The organism is Leifsonia sp. RCC_180 (assembly GCF_058138205.1).
The window spans coordinates 466,073-481,820 of the sequence record NZ_CP200340.1 but is presented as its reverse complement, the minus strand read 5'-3'; the positions used below and the strand labels follow the sequence as shown (position 1 = coordinate 481,820).

At 69.7% G+C, this 15,748-nt stretch carries 17 protein-coding genes and 2 pseudogenes; 6 read left to right on the top strand and 13 right to left on the bottom strand.

Translation table 11 applies throughout. From position 1 onward, the window contains the following. The first annotated feature begins 57 nt into the window (after nt 1-57). Nucleotides 58-624 carry a peptidoglycan DD-metalloendopeptidase family protein gene (locus AB7E03_RS02420; protein ID WP_489938983.1) on the top strand — a complete coding sequence of 189 codons (567 nt, stop codon included), beginning with the start codon at nt 58-60 and terminating at the stop codon, nt 622-624. Nucleotides 625-700: 76 nt separating this feature from the next. Here AB7E03_RS02420 and AB7E03_RS02415 read toward each other — a convergent pair whose 3' ends face one another. The 8 genes and pseudogenes from AB7E03_RS02415 to AB7E03_RS02380 form a co-directional block, all read right to left on the bottom strand. Then, a complete protein-coding gene (locus AB7E03_RS02415; protein WP_489938981.1) occupies nt 701-1,639 on the bottom strand; it encodes a tyrosine recombinase XerC in 939 nt (312 codons plus the stop codon). A 48-nt stretch (nt 1,640-1,687) separates the two neighbouring features. Beyond that, nucleotides 1,688-3,133, bottom strand: coding sequence for a DNA-processing protein DprA (dprA, locus tag AB7E03_RS02410; protein ID WP_489938979.1), 1,446 nt, complete (start codon nt 3,131-3,133; stop codon nt 1,688-1,690). Continuing rightward, nucleotides 3,130-4,673 (bottom strand): annotated as a pseudogene (locus tag AB7E03_RS02405) (YifB family Mg chelatase-like AAA ATPase). Before AB7E03_RS02405 ends, dprA begins: the two are co-directional and overlap by 4 nt. Then, nucleotides 4,673-5,029 (bottom strand): YraN family protein, encoded by a 357-nt coding sequence (locus tag AB7E03_RS02400; RefSeq protein ID WP_489938977.1) that lies wholly within the window; start codon nt 5,027-5,029, stop codon nt 4,673-4,675. Before AB7E03_RS02400 ends, AB7E03_RS02405 begins: the two are co-directional and overlap by 1 nt. Nucleotides 5,030-5,239: 210 nt before the next feature. Continuing rightward, a complete protein-coding gene (locus AB7E03_RS02395) occupies nt 5,240-5,563 on the bottom strand; it encodes a DUF2469 family protein (protein ID WP_018190696.1) in 324 nt (107 codons plus the stop codon). Nucleotides 5,564-5,639: 76 nt separating this feature from the next. Next, on the bottom strand, nt 5,640-6,248 hold the full coding sequence (rnhB, locus tag AB7E03_RS02390; protein ID WP_489938974.1) for a ribonuclease HII: 609 nt from the start codon (nt 6,246-6,248) through the stop codon (nt 5,640-5,642). 217 nt (nt 6,249-6,465) lie between these two features. Beyond that, on the bottom strand, nt 6,466-6,813 hold the full coding sequence (gene rplS, locus AB7E03_RS02385) for a 50S ribosomal protein L19 (RefSeq protein ID WP_441782505.1): 348 nt from the start codon (nt 6,811-6,813) through the stop codon (nt 6,466-6,468). 199 nt (nt 6,814-7,012) lie between these two features. After that, the gene (locus AB7E03_RS02380; protein WP_489938972.1) at nt 7,013-7,510 is read right to left on the bottom strand and encodes a hypothetical protein; all 498 of its coding nucleotides are present in this window, start codon (nt 7,508-7,510) and stop codon (nt 7,013-7,015) included. A gap of 96 nt (nt 7,511-7,606) precedes the next feature. Between AB7E03_RS02380 and map the strand changes: the two genes are divergently transcribed. Then, complete coding sequence (map, locus tag AB7E03_RS02375; RefSeq protein WP_489938970.1) at nt 7,607-8,371, top strand: type I methionyl aminopeptidase; 765 nt, start codon at nt 7,607-7,609, stop codon at nt 8,369-8,371. Nucleotides 8,372-8,470: 99 nt separating this feature from the next. Here the strand turns inward: map and trmD are convergent, their stop codons facing one another. Then, on the bottom strand, nt 8,471-9,154 hold the full coding sequence (gene trmD / locus AB7E03_RS02370) for a tRNA (guanosine(37)-N1)-methyltransferase TrmD (RefSeq protein WP_489938968.1): 684 nt from the start codon (nt 9,152-9,154) through the stop codon (nt 8,471-8,473). Nucleotides 9,155-9,194: 40 nt separating this feature from the next. Then, the gene (locus AB7E03_RS02365) at nt 9,195-10,406 is read right to left on the bottom strand and encodes an MFS transporter (RefSeq protein WP_489938966.1); all 1,212 of its coding nucleotides are present in this window, start codon (nt 10,404-10,406) and stop codon (nt 9,195-9,197) included. 46 nt (nt 10,407-10,452) lie between these two features. Here AB7E03_RS02365 and AB7E03_RS02360 point away from each other — a divergent pair, with 46 nt between their 5' ends. Next, entirely contained in the window at nt 10,453-11,121 is a 669-nt protein-coding gene (locus AB7E03_RS02360; protein WP_489938964.1) for a GntR family transcriptional regulator, read from the top strand. Between the two features lie 115 nt (nt 11,122-11,236). On the opposite strand, the pseudogene rimM reads toward AB7E03_RS02360, so the two are convergent. The 3 genes and pseudogenes from rimM to rpsP all read right to left on the bottom strand — a co-directional run. Further along, nucleotides 11,237-11,890 (bottom strand): annotated as a pseudogene (gene rimM / locus AB7E03_RS02355) (ribosome maturation factor RimM); the annotation flags it as partial. 1 nt (nt 11,891) lies between these two features. Beyond that, nucleotides 11,892-12,122 (bottom strand): RNA-binding protein, encoded by a 231-nt coding sequence (locus tag AB7E03_RS02350; RefSeq protein ID WP_441782512.1) that lies wholly within the window; start codon nt 12,120-12,122, stop codon nt 11,892-11,894. A 4-nt stretch (nt 12,123-12,126) separates the two neighbouring features. After that, entirely contained in the window at nt 12,127-12,600 is a 474-nt protein-coding gene (gene rpsP, locus AB7E03_RS02345) for a 30S ribosomal protein S16 (protein WP_489938962.1), read from the bottom strand. A gap of 181 nt (nt 12,601-12,781) precedes the next feature. Between rpsP and AB7E03_RS02340 the strand changes: the two genes are divergently transcribed. From AB7E03_RS02340 to AB7E03_RS02330, 3 genes are all read left to right on the top strand, one after another. After that, nucleotides 12,782-13,918, top strand: coding sequence for a glutamate--cysteine ligase (locus AB7E03_RS02340; RefSeq protein WP_489938960.1), 1,137 nt, complete (start codon nt 12,782-12,784; stop codon nt 13,916-13,918). Between the two features lie 76 nt (nt 13,919-13,994). Next, on the top strand, nt 13,995-14,666 hold the full coding sequence (locus tag AB7E03_RS02335; RefSeq protein ID WP_489938958.1) for an SGNH/GDSL hydrolase family protein: 672 nt from the start codon (nt 13,995-13,997) through the stop codon (nt 14,664-14,666). 320 nt (nt 14,667-14,986) lie between these two features. Continuing rightward, entirely contained in the window at nt 14,987-15,730 is a 744-nt protein-coding gene (locus AB7E03_RS02330) for an SGNH/GDSL hydrolase family protein (protein WP_489938956.1), read from the top strand. Nucleotides 15,731-15,748 lie beyond the last annotated feature (18 nt).

Genomic DNA, 15,748 nt, shown 5'->3' with positions numbered 1-15,748 from the left:
TCGGACCGGATCGGACCCGCCCAGAGTGGGCGGATGGAGCGAGAAGTGGGAGTTCGGATGCGGTTTCGTCGAGTGGTCGTTGCGGTGTTGGCTGCCGCGTGGCTCGGGGTGGTGGGCGCGCCGACTCCCGCGGGCGGTGTGGAATCAGTCGTCGCCGGTGCTGCCGGGCCCACATCGGCGGGATGGGCGGGTCGGCTGGCGTCCGGAAGCGCTGGCGCGTGGGAGTGGCCGTTGCCGGAGCACACGCTGGCGGCGCCGTACGCTGCGCCGGCGACGCGGTATGCGGCCGGGCACCGCGGTGTCGACTTCCCGGCCGCGGCCGGCGCTGCGGTGCGCGCGCCGGACGACGCCGTGGTGCGGTTCTCCGGCGTGGTGGTCGATCGGCCGGTGCTGACCCTCGACCATGGGAACGGCGTGCTGTCGAGCTTCGAGCCGCTCGTGTCGGAGTTGCCCGCCGGTTCGGTCGTCGCGCGGGGCGCCGTTGTCGGCGCTGTCGGGTCGGGAGGCCATTGCGGTACTGGTTGCCTGCACGTCGGCGTGCGGGTCGACGGTGAGTACGTCTCGCCGATGCTGTTCTTCGCCCGGGTGCCCCCGGCGGTGCTGCTGCCCCTCGGGGGCGGGTGAGGGCGCCCCCGATCGTGCTCGGGTCTCAGGCTCGCGTTCGGATCTCAGGCTCGGGTCTCAGGCTCGCGTTCGGATCTCAGGCTCGGGGGTGGGCGATGCGGTAGGCCTCTCTGAGGCGTTCGGTGGAGACGTGCGTGTAGATCTGAGTGGTGCCGAGGCTGGCGTGGCCGAGGAGCTCCTGCACAGCACGGAGGTCCGCTCCGCCGTCGAGCAGGTGGGTCGCCGCTGTGTGCCGGAGTGCGTGCGGGCCCGAGGGGCCGCGCCCCGGCACGTCGGCGAGGAGTCCGGCCACGAGCTGATAGACCGCCCGCGTTCCGAGACGGGACCCACGCGACCCGACGAATAGCGCCGGGCCCGAGCCCGGGACGGCTAACCGCGGTCTCCCCGACGTGAGCCACGCTTTCAGGGCGCGCAGCGCGGGCACACCGAACGGGACCACCCGTTCCTTGGACCCTTTGCCGACCACCCGCACCGTCAGACGCTCCACATCGACGTCGTCCACATCGAGCCCGGTGAGCTCGGACACACGGATGCCCGCGGCGTACAGCAGCTCGATCACGGCCACATCCCGCAGTGACCCCGGATCGCCTTCCTCGGCGCGCTTCGCCAGCGCCGCCAGGATGCCGTCGATCTGCTCGCGTGTGATCACCCGCGGCAGCGTCTTGTCGGCCTTCGGAGCGCGGAGCCGAGCGGCCGCATCCACTGGCTCGCCCTCGGGAGCCGCCTCCTCCTTCCCGACGGCCTCCCCGCTGCGCGCCAGCCACGAGCTGAACCCGCGAGCCGACGCAGACCGCCGCGCGAGGGTCGCTTTGGCGAGCCCGCGCTGCGACCCCTCCCAGAGCCAGTCCCGGTAGAGGTCGAGCGTGAGCCCGACGGTCGAAGCCACGCCCCGCTCACCCGCGAACGCGGCGAGCGCCGTGAGGTCGGCCCGGTACGCCCGCACCGTCTGCGGCGAGTACCCGCGCTCGACCCGGAGGTGGCGCTCGTACTGCTCGATGGCGGCGGTCAGGTTCACCACCCCAGCTTCGCCCCGATCCGCGGCTGGTCGCGGCAGCGACGCGCTTCACCGTCGCTTCCCTTCGATGAGCGTCCAGCCTCCGCCGTTCTCCCGCGCTCGCCCCGCGAGGTCCAGACGCCCGAGCACGCCAGCCACCGTCGTGAACGGAAGCGCCGCACGCGCCGCAATCTCGTCGGCGCTCGCTCCCTTTCCCGGAGCCAGCGCCGCGAGCACGGTGCGTTCGGCCTCCGATCCCCCGTCCGTCGCTGACACCGGACGAATTCCCGACGCTGACGCCGATGCCGTCGCAGGGCCCGGTTCCGGTTCCGGTCCGATCCCCAGCGGATCCGCCAGTTCTGCCATCTCGTCGGTGGTCGTCACGCACGTTGCGTCGTACTCGCGGATGAGCCGATGACATCCCGCTGACGCCGGCGACAGCACACTGCCGGGCACCGCCCCCAGCGGACGGCCGAGCTGGGCTGCGTGCCCCGCCGTATTGAGCGATCCGGACCGGTGACCCGCTTCCACGACGACGGTGGCCGCTGCCGCGGCCGCGATGAGCCGGTTCCGCATCAGGAATCGCCACCGCGTCGGCGCATTGCCGGGCGGAAGCTCCGTCGCCAGTACGCCCTCGGTTGCGATGCGCTTCAGCAGGTCGCTGTTCCCCGCTGGGTAGAGGCGATCGACGCCGCCCGCCAGGAACGCAACGGTCAGTCCTCCGCTCACGAGAGTCGCCCGATGCGCCGCCGCGTCGATCCCGTAGGCGCCACCCGAGACGATCGCGAAGCCGCGATCCGAGAGGCCTGCTGCACTCTCCATTGCGACGTGCTCGCCGTAGTCGGTCGAGGCGCGCGCACCGACCAGTGCGACGGATCGCCCCAGGCGCCGCAGCCGTTGCGCGTCGCCCCGAACCCAGAGCGCGATCGGAGCGCCTGCCTGGAGCGAGGACAAGCCCTCGGGCCAGCAGTCGTCACGCGGGGTGACGAGCATGGCCCCGATCCGTGCAGCGCGCTCCAGGGCCTGCGCCGACTCGCGCAGCGACAGTCGCGGACGCCAGCGCGCCAGGCATTCCGCGATACGGCGCTCGGCGCCAGAGTCCGACGCGGCCTCGGTACTCCTCCGGCCGTCGGTCGCTTTCGGTGGCTGATGAGACACCGGTCCCTCCGAGACCACTTCGACCGCATCGCCTTCGTCCGCTTGCGAGCGCTCCTCGCTGGCAACCCGCACGAGCTGCAGAACCCGCTGAGCGTCGCTGCCGTCGGTGAGAGCGCGCAACAGGCCAACCGGCCCCAGACCGCCTAGGAGGCGGCCTGCATCGAGGTCCCCCGGCTCGACGGCGGTGGTCAGAGCCGCCCTGGCAAAGCGTTCTGCGGCGACGCCCGGTTCGGCCGACGGCGCGTGAAGCGTTACCGGATCGAGCAGCCGTTGGAGTTCGCCGGTCGCGGTACCCGGCAAGGCAGGCGATCCCAGCCCGATCGATCGACGGTCCGCCTCCCCTGACCTGCCCGTCATGCGCTGATCCCGCGTCGGAGGAACAGCGCACGCCCGACGTGGTCGACATCAGGCGAGGACGCATCGTCGAGGTCCGCGAGAGTCCACGACAATCGGAGGGTGCGGTCGTAACCGCGCATGGTGATCGCTCCACGTTCCAGCGCGCGATCGAGCGGAGCGATCGCGGAAGCACCCAACCGTCGCTCGCCGGCCCGCAACCAGCTCCCCGCAACATCAGCATTGCGGACCCATCCCGTTCCCTGCAATCGTTCGACGGCTAGCGCGCGTGCCGACTCCACCCGAGCACGGAGGTGCCGGCTGGTCCGCCTAAAGGGATGAGACTCGGCGGCGGAGCGCAGCGCCGCCAAGCCGAGCCTTCGAACCGTCAGCCGGATATCCACACGGTCGAGCAGCGGGCCTGACATGCGGGCGAGATACCGCCTCCGCGCCATCGGCGAGCAGGTGCACTCGGCATCACTCGATCCGTAGTGCCCGCATGGACACGGGTTCGACGCGAGGACGAGCTGGAACCGCGCGGGGAAGGTCGCTGCACCGCTCGCTCGGTGGATCGTGATGCTCCCGTTCTCCAGCGGCTGACGCAGGGCGTCGAGCACCGACGGCGGGAACTCCGCGGCCTCGTCCAGAAACAGCACGCCGTGGCTGGCGCGCACGATGGCGCCTGGTGTGATCCGCCCACTTCCACCTCCCACCAGCGACACGGCGGATGCCGTGTGGTGCGGCGCCTCGAAAGGCGGCCGCCGGACCAGCTCTGAACCCACCCCGAGACCGGTGAGCGAGCGGATGCACGTCGCCTCCAGCGCATCGGCCCCGGCGAGGTCAGGGAGCAGCGTCGGCAAACGTCGTGCCAACATCGTCTTTCCCGCTCCCGGCGGCCCCATCATGGCCAGGTGATGCCCACCGGCCGCAGCCGCGACCAGCGCCTCTACCGCCTCCTCGTTGCCGGTCACGTCTGCCATGTCGGGCTCTTCAGCCGGACGATGCTCTGTCGCGTTCGCCACGACCGGCTCCTGCTCCAGCGGGTCGAACTCGGCTCCGTGGACGATCGCTGCCGCACGCAGTCCGGTCACTCCCACCACTTCGATGCCGTCGACGAGCCCGGCTTCGTCCGCGTTGCCGGACGGGACGAGCACACGGTCGAACCCCGCCTCACGGGCGGCGAGCACGGCCGGGAGGACACCCCTCACCGGGCGGAGACGGCCGTCAAGCCCGAGCTCACCCAGATGCACCGCACGTGCCGCGGACGCGGCAGGCACGGCACCCGCCGCCGAGAGCGCGCCGCGATCGCGATCGCCAGGTCGAAGCCCGATCCCTGCTTCGGAAGTGCGGCGGGCGACAGGTTGACGGTCAGCTTCTTCTGGGTGAGCGGGCAACCGGCATTCACGGCGGCCGCGCCGACGCGCTTGCGGGACTCGCCCAGGGCGGTATCCGGCAGCCCGATCAAGACGAACGCCGGCAGCCCGGCCGAGATGTCGGCCTCCACCTCGACGACATGCCCGCGCACGCCGTCGAGGGCGATGGCGAAGGTACGAGCGAGCGCCATCAGACGATCCCCGTCAGGTGCTCGACGTTGGGTCGGTCACTCCAGGCGTCGGTCACCGCTACGGCGTCGATGCGCACGCCGACGGATCCCGGCCCTCGTTCGCGGCACCACGCGGCCGCCAGGCGACGCAGCCGCGCCGCCTTCTCCGGAGTGATCGCCTCGAACGGGTGCCCGAAGGCGAGCGACGAACGCGTCTTCACCTCCACGAACACCATCGTGGTGCCCTGCCGCAGTACCAGATCGAGCTCGCCGACGGGACACCGCCAGTTGCGATCTACCAGTGTGTAACCGCGTTCCTGCAACCAGTCGGCGGCGACGTGCTCGCCTCGCCTACCCAGTGCGTCTTTCTCAGCCATGTTTGCCTCCGCGACCAGCGTCGCGTGGCAGGAGGCGGCAGAACGTCGGGACGGAGGATCTGTGGAGAAGGCGTCAGGGCAGCGAACTGTGGACAGAACGATGCAGAAAAGGGTCGCCGATCGTCACGGCGCCGCGACGCCCTGCACGCAGCACGGTCTAGCGCACAAGCATCCCGAAAACGCCCGAACTCAGCCCACTAGCGGACCCGCTCACTCGTCGAGCGCGAGCTCCTTGGGCAGTTCGAACTCCTTGGAGGAGAGCTCCTCGATGTTGACGTCCTTGAACGTGAGGACGCGCACGGACTTCACGAAGCGGTCGGCGCGGTACACGTCCCAGACCCAGACGTCGTTCATGGTCAGCTCGAAGTAGAAGTCGTGCTCCGTATCGCGGCGCACGAACTCCACCTCGTTCGCCAGATAGAAACGACGTTCCGTCTCGATCACATACTTGAACTGCGAGACGACGTCCCGGTACTCGCGATACAGTGCCAACTCGACCTCGCGGTCGTAGTCATCGAACTCGTCTTCATCCATCGTTCGCCAAGTCTATGCCGGATGGAGCGCGCCCGCTCCGACGGTGCCGAACCTGTGGACGACGACCCTTGCAGAATCACTCCGGGATGTCGATGAGAGCCGGCTCCTTGAGCCAGGTGAGCCGGTGCAGCGCGCTCGGGCCGAGCTCCGAGATGGCAGCGAAATGCTCCGGCGTCGAGTACCCCTTGTTGCTCGCCCAGCCGTACCCGGGGTACTCCTGGTCGTGCGCGATCATCATCCGGTCGCGATGCACCTTGGCGATGACGGATGCGGCGGCCACGGATGCGCAGTCGCGATCGGCCTTGATCCTGGTCACGACCTTCGCCGGGCGCATGAGTGCCGGATTCAGGTAGTCGTAGTTGCCGTCGAGAATCAGCGTGCTCTCGTGCACCAGCGCGCCCTGGAGCTCCAGTTGCGCGAGCGCCCGGGCACCCGCAAGCCCCAGGCAGCGCATGATGCCGAGGGAATCGACCTCCGCTGCGGTCGCGAGCCCGACCGCATGATGCATGGCCCACTTGCGGCACAGCGGATCGAGCGACTCGCGAACCGGCTCGGGCAGGAGCTTGGAGTCGCGGAGGCCCGGAGGGATGCGCTTCACGGTGGTGTCGATGACGACCATGCCGACGGCGACGGGCCCGGCAAGGGCCCCGCGACCGACCTCATCCACAGCGACGATCGAGGTCACGCCCTGACGATAGAGCGCCTTTTCGAACCGGAGCGACGGCGATACCGGGGTCATCATGCGTTCCGTCCTCCGCCCTTCTCGTCCGCTTGCGCGAGCCCTGCGCATCCATTCTCACTCATGCCCGGCGACGCCGCGAACGACACGACGCGCGCTTAACGACCGAACTCCCGGTCCGAATGAACGGACCGGGAGCTCGGGATGCTAGTGGGCGCGGAGCTCAGCTCTCGCGCTTCTCCTTGATCTTCGCCTTCTTGCCGCGAAGCTCGCGCAGGTAGTAGAGCTTCGCGCGACGGACGTCACCGCGGGTGACGACCTCGATCTTGTCGATGACCGGGGAGTGGACCGGGAAGGTGCGCTCGACACCGACCTGGAAGCTGATCTTGCGGACCGTGAAGGTCTCGCGGACGCTCTCGCCGGAGCGGCCGATGACGACGCCCTGGAAGACCTGGACACGAGAGCGGGTGCCCTCGATGATGTTCACGTGCACCTTGACGGTGTCGCCGGCGCGGAAGTCCGGGATGTCCTGCTTCAGGGACGCCGAGTCGAGCTGGTCGAGGATGTGCATGGCTGTTCGCTCTCTGTGCCCGCCGCAGGTCGGGAACGGACTAGGGGCCGGCTCTGTTCAGGAGCGACGGCCGTCTGGGTTCGATGTGGTGTCCGCGATGAGTGCTGGCTCCCCTGTGGCAGAGCCTGGCCGCGGCACAAGGGTCAATTCTGCCATGCGTACCCCCGGTTTGCCAAAGCGGCGGGATGTGCGGCGCCGCTCAGTCGCGGTCGCGGCGCTCCTCGATGACGATGTACTCGCCGGCGTCGACGACGTCGCCCTCCGGTTGCGGCACCTGCCGCGGCTGTGCGGCCCGCTGGTAGGCGTCGAACGTCTGCTGGACACGCGTACGCGTTTCGCGGAGCAGCTCCCACACAGCGACCCAGAAGACCGCGACGAAGAGCAGGATGCCGAGGACGGCGAACCAGCCGCTGAGACCGGGTGTGAAGAAGCCGAAACCGATGATGGTGAGATGCCACGGAGCGAACAGGCCGACGTCGTACCACGAGACGGCGCGCGCCTCACGCACGCTCCGCCGGGCCATGACGATGCCGCCGACGACGAGCATGGCGACGAACAGGATGGGGCACAACAGCAGGACGCCGAGGAACGACCACCCGCTCCCCTGGTTGAAGGCGGCCCAACCGACCAGCAGCCAGGCCGGGAGCACCACGGCGGACGGGAAGAGCCACCAGTAGAACGCCTTGCGAATGAACACACTTAAAGCGTAGCGGCGGACGGCTGTGCTGCGGCTGCGGGTTTCCCGGATGCGCACCTGAGAGACTGAAGCCGTACGACATCGAAAGGAGCCGGCGTGATCGAGTTGAGGACACCCGCGGAAATCGAGCAGATGCGGCCGGCCGGGCGCTTCGTGGCCGATGTGCTGAAAGAAACCGCTGCGGCCGCCCACGTCGGCGTGAACCTGCTGGAGCTCGACGCACTCGCGCATGACCTGATCCGCCGGCGTGGCGCCGAGTCGTGCTACCTCGACTACCACCCCTCCTTCGGCGCGAGCCCGTTCGGGAAGGTGATCTGCACGTCCGTCAACGATGCCGTGCTGCACGGTCTTCCGCACGACTACCGCCTGCAGGATGGCGACCTGCTGACGCTGGACTTCGCGGCGAGCGTCGACGGCTGGGTCGCGGACTCGGCGGTCAGCCTGGTGGTCGGAACCCCTCGGGATGAGGACCTACGCCTCATCGACACCACGCGGCGTGCGCTGGCAGCCGGTATCCAGGCCGCCCAGCCGGGCGGGAGGATCGGCGACATCTCCGCCGCGATCGCCGCGGTGGCGCACGCCGAGGGCTACTCGATCAATACGCAGTTCGGCGGCCACGGCGTCGGGCGGACGATGCACGGCGATCCGCACATCTCGAACGACGGCCGGCCGGGTCGTGGCTATCCCCTGCGCCCGGGACTCGTGGTCGCGATCGAACCGTGGTTCCTTGAGACCACGGACGAGATCTACACCGACCGCGACGGCTGGACGCTCCGCAGCGCCGACGGCTCCCGCGGCGCCCACTCCGAGCACACCATCGCCATCACCGACGACGGCCCCCTCATCCTCTCGGCCCCCTGACCCGCTCCTCCCCTGCCGCGCCCCAAGCCAACAGCTCCTGAGGTTTTCGTCGCAAATGAAGCGAACTGGCCGAAAAACTCAGGAGCTGTTGGATGGAGATCAGGGCAGGAGGTCGGGGCGCACGGCGCGCGTGCGCGCGAGCTGCTGCTCGTGACGCCAGGCGTCGACCGCCCCATGGTTGCCCGACAGCAGCACGGGCGGTACCTCGCGACCGCGCCAGAGCGCGGGCTTGGTGTAGCTCGGATACTCGAGCAGGCCGTCCTCGTGCGACTCCTCGACCAGGCTCTCCGGGTTGCCGACGACGCCGGGGATCAGCCGGCCGACCGCCTCGATCATCGCCATGGTCGCGACCTCGCCGCCGTTGAGCACGTAGTCGCCGATGCTCATCAGACGCACCCGCGCGCGCGAGGCCGTCTCGTCGAAGACGCGCTGGTCGATGCCCTCGTACCGCCCGCATCCGAAGACCAGGTGCTGCTCATGGGCGAGCTCGCGGGCCGTCGCCTGGGTGAAGACCTCGCCGGCCGGCGACGGGAAGATGACCACGGGATCCGAGCCGGAATCGAGGATGCCGTCGAGCGCCTCACCCCAGGGTTCCGGCTTCATGACCATCCCGGCTCCCCCGCCGTACGGGGTGTCGTCGACCGTGCGGTGACGGTCGTGCGCGAAGTCGCGGAGGTCGTGCACGCCCAGCTCGATCAGCCCGGACTGCCGCGCCTTGCCGAGCAGGGAGATGTCGAGCACATCGAAGAAGGTCGGGAAGATCGTGACGATGTCGATGCGCATCCCAGAAGTCTAGAAGAGCGCAAAGTCCAGAAGCTCCCCGTCACGCAGGCACGGCCGAAAGCTCCCGATCCCGCGGGACCAGTGGAGCGGCCACCGCGGGGCAGACTGCGACGAGCGCGAAGGCGATCGGGTACCCGACCCAGCCGATCAGCGCCCCGACGACGGGACCCACGACGGACGCCGCCAGGAACTGACCGGTGTTCTGCGCGCCCAGCGCGCGTCCGGACCAGAACGGGCCGGCGATCTCGGCGACGGATGTGTACGCGAGCCCGTTGTCGGCGACCGTCACGATGGCCGCGACGATGAGAATCACCGCCGCGGCGACCGAGCCGAGGGAGGATGCGACCGCCATCAGCAGCATCACCGCGACCGCGCAGAGCGACACCCACCGCAGCGGCCGCAGGTGGCTGCCGACGCGGTCGCTCAGCACGCCGATGCCGATGCGCCCGATCGCGCCCGCGAACTGGCTGACACCGATGACGATGCCCGCGGCGAGGGAGGCGAAGTGCAGCTGGGAGACCAGCCAGACCAGCCCGAAAGTCGAGATGGTGAACTGCGGGACCACGAGCAGCATCGACACCGAGTGGATGCGCCAGAGCAGCGAGGTCTCACGGTACGGCCGCCACACGGCCTGAGGGTGCGCCTGCTCCCCCGCCACGGCTCGGCGGGGCGGCCGGGGCGGATCGACGATGCCGATCGCGCAGAGTACGGCCGACACGGCACACAGCACAGCCGGGACGACGAGGGCGGCGGCGATCCCGCCGGTCGCGGCGAGCACGGGCACGGTGAGCGCCGCGATCGCGACCCCGAGCGGCTGGCACATCTGCCGGATGCCCATGGCGAGCCCGCGGCGCTCTTTCGGGAACCAGCCGATCACCACGCGCCCACTGGCGGCATTGGGACTTGCCGAGGCCATCCCGCCCACGAGGAACAGCGCACCCAGGGCGACATAGGAGTCGACGAACATCGCGGCGAAAGCAGCGATCGCCGTCAGGGCGAGACCGGAGGCGATGACCCAGCGCTCGCCGATCCGGTCGCTGAGGGCACCCCACGCGATGAGCGTCAGCACGAGCCCGAGCGTCGGCGCCGAGGCGAGGAGCCCGGCCTGGGCCAGGCTCAGACCGCGCTCGGTGTGCAGCAGCGGGATGAGGAACGCCGGCGTCGAGACGAACACGGTGGAGCTTGCCTGGGCCAGCACCCCGAACGCGAGCATCAGCCACGGGCGTGGCCGGCGTCCGTCTTCACTCGTCATGGGTATACCCTAGCGGTATACCAGGCCGGTATACCAAAGGAGGATCATGCCACAGCTCGCTGCTCCCGCCAGTCCCCCGACGGTCTACGACCGGCTGCGCGCACAGATCCTCGACCTCGACCGCGTCCCAGGATCAGGACTCACAGAGCGCAGGCTCGAGACCGAACTCGGGGCGTCGCGCACCCCGCTCCGGGCCGCCCTCATGCGACTTGAGGCGGAGGGGCTCGTCTCCCGCGACGGCCGCGGATGGCAGGTCTCCCCCATCGACCTGGGCGAGATCGCACAGCTCAGCGAGCTCCGGGATGCCGTGGAGAGCGCGGCGGTACGGATCAGTTGCGCGCGCGCCTCCGATGCGGAGATCGCCGCACTGGCCGCTCATGTCGACGGCTTCGACGAGGGGCGCTCCAATGACGAGGCGGTGCGCGCGGGCACGGAGTTCCACGTGCGGCTCGCCGCGCTGTCCGGCAACCACTTCCTCGCCAACGCGGTCGACTCCGCCATGACGCGGCTGGCGCGAGCGCGCTGGCTCGTGGTCCGAAGTGAGGAGGCGTGGGAGGAGCACCGTGAGATCCTCGCTCTGGTCGACGCGCGGCGGCCCGACGAGGCTGCCGCGCTCATCCACGACCACATCGTGGGCACGCACGACCGGCTCGTGGCGGCGCTGGGAGCGGACGCGCGGATGCTGCGCGGGCGCGGCCTGTCGATCGTCGTCTGAGCGCGGCTCAGCGAGCGTCGTCGGCGTCGGGCTCGTCGGCGTCCGGCTCGGCAGCGTCCGACTCGGCAGCGTCCGACTCGGCAGCGTCCGACTCGGCAGCGTCGGGTTCGGCAGCGTCCGATTCGGTGGAGTCCGATTCGGCAGCGTCGCTATCGCCCGCAGGCTCACCGTCGCCCACAGGCTCCTCGTCGTCGTCCGTCAGATCCTCGAACAGCCCGGCGGGCGGCGTGAGCGTCACGGTGCCGGCGGTCACGTCCACCTCGGGCACGATCGCCTTCACGAACGGCACGAGCACCTCGCCGTGCCCCGTGGCGATGGCCAGCAGGTCTTGAGCGGGCAGGTGGTCGACGCGCGCGACACGGCCGACCGAGACGCCGTCGCGGATCGCATCCAGGCCGACCAGCTGGTGGTCGTACCAGGCGTCATCCTCGTCGGGGAGCTCTTTGACGTCCTGGCTCACCCAGAGGATGGCCTTCACCAGCGTCTCCGCCTCGGTGCGGTCGTCGACACCGGCGAAGAAGCCGACCGGCTGACTGTTGTAGAAGCGCAGCTCACGCAGTTCGAGCGTCTTGCCGTGCCACTTGGATGAGGTCGGCACCTGAAGCGTGAAGACGGCGCCCGGGACGAACCGCTTCTCCGGCTCGTCCGTGTACAGCTCGATCTTGAGTGCGCCCTTGAGGCCGTGCGCCTTCGTGAGGCGCCCCACCCGCAGCTCGGTCTGACCGGGCCGGGGGGCGACCTCCTTGCGGGGCAGTTTGTGGTCCGCCACCTCAGTCGTCGACGACGTCGACACGGACGCGCCGGCCGTCGGCCAGGGCGCCCACCAGCGTGCGGAGGGCCTTGGCCGTGCGGCCGGAGCGACCGATCACCCGGCCGAGGTCCTCGGGATTCACACGAATCTCGAGGACCTCGCCACGCGGGGAGCTCTTGGCCACGACGTGGACGTCGTCAGGGTGATCGACGATCCCCTTGACCAGGTGCGTGAGCGCGGGTGCGAGCAAGATGTCAGGCCTTCTCGTCGGAAGCGTCGTCCGCGATGGCCTCGGCCTCGGCGACGACGTTGGCCTCGGCGGCCTCCTCGCGCTCGACCTCGGCCTCGACGACGGCCTCAGCGGCAGGGCTAGTCTTGTCGGCCTTGGGCTTCAGGACCGGCTTCTTCTTCTCGTCGGCGACGAACTCCGACTTGCCCTCGGCGACCTTGACGGTGCTGACGGCGTTCTTGTCGCCCTTGAAGCGGCCCCAGTCGCCCGTGAGCTTCAGCAGCGCGGTGACCTGCTCGGTCGGCTGGGCGCCGACGCTCAGCCAGTACTGCGCGCGGTCGGAGTCGACCTCGATGCGCGAGGGCTCCTCGGTCGGGTGGTACAGACCGATCTCCTCGATGACGCGACCGTCGCGCTTGGTGCGCGAGTCGGCGACGACGATGCGGTAGTACGGAGCGCGGATCTTGCCCAGGCGCTTCAGACGGATTTTGACAGCCACGATTCTCCTGTGTGAGTGGATGAGATGTGTCGAACTGACTGCCGTGGGCGTGGGGGCACACTCGGCAGGAGGTCTAATGTTCGTCCGCCGCACCGGATAGAGGGTCGGGTACAGCGAACTCAACTAGTTATTCTGTCAGATACTGCCCTGCTTTGAACAATCGGATGGACGGGACGACCGCATGCAGATCGAATTCTCGGAATCCGAGCGCTCCACCGTGGGCATCGAGTGGGAGATCGCGCTCGTCGACGGCTCCACCGGCGACCTGGTGCAGATCGCCGACGACGTGCTCCGGGAGCTGGGCACGCCGGACGGGCGCGAGCACCCGCAGGTCACGCACGAGCTCCTGATGAACACCGTGGAGCTCGTCAGCCGGGTGCACAAGACGGTTCCGGCCGCCATCACCGATCTGCAGGAGCTGATCGGCCTGGTCCGCGGCGTCACCGATCCGCTGGGCGTCGAGCTCATGTGCGCGGGGACGCATCCTTTCGCTCAGTGGTTCGACCAGAAGGTGACGCCCAACGAACGCTACGACCGCCTGCTCGACCGGACGCAGTGGTGGGGCCGCCAGATGATGATCTGGGGCGTCCATGTGCACGTGGGTATCGACTCCGTCGACAAGGCGCTGCCGATCGTCAACGGCCTCTTGACGTACTACCCGCACCTCCAGGCGCTCAGCGCATCCAGCCCGTTCTGGGCGGGCGCGCGCACCGGCTACGCCTCCAACCGCGCGCTCATGTTCCAGCAGCTGCCGACGGCGGGCCTGCCCTGGCAGTTCGGCACGTGGGCCAACTACGAGGCCTACGTGGAGGACCTCGTCACCACCGGCGTCGTGGAGGATCACTCGGAGGTCCGCTGGGACATCCGGCCGTCGCCCAAGTGGGGCACGGTCGAGATGCGGGCGTGCGACGGGCTGTCCACAGCGGATGAGGTGGGGGCCGTCTCCGCGCTCATCCACTGCCTGACCGACCGCATGTCAGCGCGGCTGGATGAGGGCGTCGAGCCGGTCACGCTGCAGCCATGGTTCGTGCGCGAGAACAAGTGGCGCGCTGCGCGCTACGGGCTGGACGCGGAGATCATCACGGCACCTGACGGCAGCGAGCGGCTCGTCTCGGACTCCCTACGGGAGCTGGTGGAGGACCTGCAGCCGGAGGCCGAGCGACTGGGATGCGTGGACGAGCTGGCGACGGTGCTCACCATCCTGGACACGGGCGGGAGCTACCAGCGGCAGCTCGCCGTCGCGGAGCAGAACGGCGGGAGCCTGCAGGCGGTGGTCAGCTCGCTGACGCACGAGCTGCGGAGCGGACTCGGGCGCTGAGCCGCTGATGCTGAGCCGCTGAGGCGGTGGAGCTCTCACCAAGCCGAACCATAGGGTCCGCGCGTACGGTGAATGCATGCTGGCACGACGGCCCCTCGCCACTGCGGCGGCCACGATGACGGTGGCCCTGGTGGCGCTCGCCGTCCTCTCGGGATGCGCCGCGGCGAACGCCGGCACGTCCGAGCCGTCCGCCGCATCCCTCTCAGCGGGCGCTCTGCGTGTCGCCGTGATCGGCGACTCGATCGAGTCCGGTCTCGGGCTCGATCCGTCGGAGGCCTGGCCTGCACTCCTCGCTGCGGAACACGGGTGGCGGCTCGACAACCTCAGCGAGCCGGGCGCCGGGTTCCTGGCGCAGGGTCCGGATGGGAAGACCTTCTCGGCCGAGGTGGATACGGCCCTGGCCGCGAAGCCCGAGCTGGTGCTGATCGGCGCCTCCGACAACGACCTCGACGCGGATCCGGGCCAGGTCGCCTCCGCCATGAGCCAGGCCGTCGATCGCCTCCGCACGGCGCTCCCGAATACCCGGATCGTCGGCTTCAGCGCACTCACGGGCTCGGCGACCGACGACGACCTCTCTCCCGGGGACGCGGCACTCCGCCGGACGGTGGCCGACGCCGGGGGCACGTGGCTCGACCTCGGCCAGCCCTACCGCGACCGTGCGGGTCTCGTCCAGGACGACGGCGAGCATCCCACCCTGCCGGGCCAGCAGGCGATCGCGGCGGCTGTGGAGGCCAAGCTGGGTCTCTGACTAGGACCCACTCCGCTCCGACCGTTCTCCCCCGTCCTTCCCCTGCACCCCGGATCGAAGGACATTCGATCCAATTCCGTTCGGATCTCCTTCGCCACTGCCATTCGAAGGAGATTCGGGCACGTTTCTCCGACGTTGGCGCCGAATCTCCATCCGCACCGCGGTGGGAAGGACATTCGGGCCGCGTTATCCGACGCCACAGTCGGACCGGATTGCGATGCAGCTGGAGCAGCGCTGATCGCGCGCGACTACCACCGGGCCGACACGCCCGGAACCGCAACACAGCGTTCTCGCAGGTTTGACGCTCTAACGTCGCTCCCGTGCGCACCCTCACCCGACGCCGCCCGCGCGCCCATGCCACCCGCCTCCCGCTGTTCGCGCCTGCGGCACTGACGGTCGCCCTCCTGGCCCTCGCGGGCTGCTCCGCGACGCCGACCGCCCGCCCGGTCGCCGCGCAGTCGACCTCTGTCGCCGCCCCGGTCGCGGGCACCGCCCGACAGAACGCGGACCCCATCGACGCGGTCGCGATCGGAGACTCCATCGCGTTCGGCAAGGGCGTCACTGCCTCCGAGGCGTGGCCCGCCATCCTCTCCGCCTCGCACGGCTGGCGGCTCACCGACCTGGCCGTCTCCGGCTCCGGTTTCGTCAAGCCCGGCTGGAACGGCGCGACCTACCGCCAGCAGGTTGATGCTGCGCTCCGCCTGCACCCGCAGGTCATCCTGCTCGCCGCGACCAGGAACGACCGCGACCAGGACCCCGCAGCCGTCACCGCGAACGCCGACCGCATGCTGCGCGAACTCCGGGAGGCGTTCCCGGACGCCTCGATCGTCGGCATCACCGGCATCTGGGGCTCCGACCAGCCGCCCGCGACCATGACCCACGTGGACGAGATCGTCGGGGATGCGGTCCGCGACGTCGACGGAACCTGGCTCGACATCGGCTTCCCGTTGGTCGGGCACCCCGACCTCCTGCAGCCGGACGGCATCCACCCGAACGCGGCCGGGCAGAAGGTCGTCGCACGCACCATCGAGTCGAAGCTGCGTCCGCTGAACCTGGCGCTCTAGCCGGGGCGATCCGCGAAG

Coding starts and splice junctions, on each gene's coding strand:
- AB7E03_RS02335 (WP_489938958.1), top strand. CDS start 13,995: ATGCTGGCACGACGGCCCCTCGCCACTGCGGCGGCCACGATGACGGTG.
- AB7E03_RS02420 (WP_489938983.1), top strand. CDS start 58: ATGCGGTTTCGTCGAGTGGTCGTTGCGGTGTTGGCTGCCGCGTGGCTC.
- trmD (WP_489938968.1), bottom strand. CDS start 9,154: ATGCGCATCGACATCGTCACGATCTTCCCGACCTTCTTCGATGTGCTC.
- rplS (WP_441782505.1), bottom strand. CDS start 6,813: ATGCACATCCTCGACCAGCTCGACTCGGCGTCCCTGAAGCAGGACATC.
- AB7E03_RS02365 (WP_489938966.1), bottom strand. CDS start 10,406: ATGACGAGTGAAGACGGACGCCGGCCACGCCCGTGGCTGATGCTCGCG.
- AB7E03_RS02340 (WP_489938960.1), top strand. CDS start 12,782: ATGCAGATCGAATTCTCGGAATCCGAGCGCTCCACCGTGGGCATCGAG.
- dprA (WP_489938979.1), bottom strand. CDS start 3,133: ATGACGGGCAGGTCAGGGGAGGCGGACCGTCGATCGATCGGGCTGGGA.
- AB7E03_RS02400 (WP_489938977.1), bottom strand. CDS start 5,029: ATGGCTGAGAAAGACGCACTGGGTAGGCGAGGCGAGCACGTCGCCGCC.
- AB7E03_RS02360 (WP_489938964.1), top strand. CDS start 10,453: ATGCCACAGCTCGCTGCTCCCGCCAGTCCCCCGACGGTCTACGACCGG.
- AB7E03_RS02395 (WP_018190696.1), bottom strand. CDS start 5,563: ATGGATGAAGACGAGTTCGATGACTACGACCGCGAGGTCGAGTTGGCA.